A 1438-nucleotide genomic window follows, 5' to 3' on the forward strand; every position below is an offset into this window, starting at 1 on the left:
GACAAGAAGATGGCCCGCGACTACATTGAGGGCCTCAACATGCTCTCGAACATGCGGCTGTGCGCCAACGTRCCGGGCCAGTGGGCGATCCAGACCGCGCTGGGCGGCTACCAGAGCATCAACGACCTGGTCGGACCGGGCGGCCGCCTGCGCCGGCAGCGCGACCTKGCCTACGAGCTGATCACCGCGATCCCGGGCGTCAGCTGCGTCAAGCCGAGCGCGGCGCTCTACATGTTCCCGAAGCTCGACCCGAAGGTCTACCCGATCGAGGACGACCGGCAGTTCTTCCTCGATATGCTGAAGGAGACCAAGGTGATGCTGGTGCAGGGCACGGGCTTCAACTGGGGCACGCCCGACCATTTCCGCATCGTGTTCCTGCCGCACGAAGAGGACCTGCGCGAGGCGGTGAACCGCATCGCCGGCTTCCTCGAACGCTATCGAAACCGGGGCGCCTGAGCCCCATTGCTCCAGAAGACGAATCTAATGAACCCCATCCAAGTTGGCCTGCTCGGCATCGGCACAGTCGGTAGCGGCACCTTCCAGGTCCTGCGCCGCAATCAGGAAGAAATCAAGCGTCGCGCCGGCCGCGGCATCGAGATCACCATGGTCGCCGACCTCGACACGGCGCGCGCGAAGGCGGTGGTCGGCGAGGGCGTGCAGGTGGTCGACGACGCCCGCGCGGTGATCGCCAATCCCGAGATCGACATCGTAGTCGAGCTGATCGGCGGCTATGGCATCGCCAGGCAGCTGGTGCTGGAGGCGATCGCCGCCGGCAAGCACGTGGTCACGGCCAACAAAGCGCTGCTCGCGGTGCACGGCACCGAAATCTTCGCGGCCGCGCACGCCAAGGGCGTGATGGTGGCCTTCGAGGCCGCGGTGGCGGGTGGCATCCCGATCATCAAGGCGCTGCGCGAGGGCCTCACGGCCAATTCGATCCAGTGGATCGCCGGCATCATCAACGGCACCACCAATTTCATCCTCTCGGAGATGCGCGACAAGGGCCTCGACTTCGACACCGTGCTCAAGGAGGCGCAGCGCCTCGGCTACGCCGAAGCCGACCCGACTTTCGACATCGAGGGCGTCGACGCCGCGCACAAGGTGACGCTGATGAGCGCGATCGCCTTCGGCATTCCGGTGCAGTTCGATCGCGCGCACGTCGAGGGCATCACGAAGCTCGCGGCGCAGGACATCAAGTACGCCGAGCAGCTCGGCTACCGCATCAAGCTGCTGGGCGTCACGAAGCGCGTCGCGAAGGGCATCGAGCTGCGGGTGCATCCGTCGCTGGTGCCGTCCAAGCGCCTGTTGGCCAACGTCGAGGGCGCAATGAATGCGGTGGTGGTCAACGGCGATGCCGTCGGCACCACGCTCTACTACGGCAAGGGCGCCGGCAGCGAGCCGACCGCTAGCGCCGTGATCGCCGACCTGGTCGACATCACGC

2 protein-coding genes are annotated in these 1438 nt (G+C 66.2%); both read left to right on the forward strand.

Annotation, left to right across the window (positions count from 1 at the left end; all coding sequences use genetic code 11):
* Positions 1-456 (forward strand): aminotransferase class I/II-fold pyridoxal phosphate-dependent enzyme (locus tag AC1DY5_RS55495; RefSeq protein WP_478122679.1); only part of this gene is annotated, 456 nt, incomplete at its 5' end.
* Between the two features lie 27 nt (positions 457-483).
* Positions 484-1438, forward strand: a 955-nt coding sequence (locus AC1DY5_RS55500; RefSeq protein ID WP_478122680.1) for a homoserine dehydrogenase, incomplete at its 3' end; no start/stop codon positions are given.

This window comes from Variovorax sp. P4_D9 (assembly GCF_056401695.1).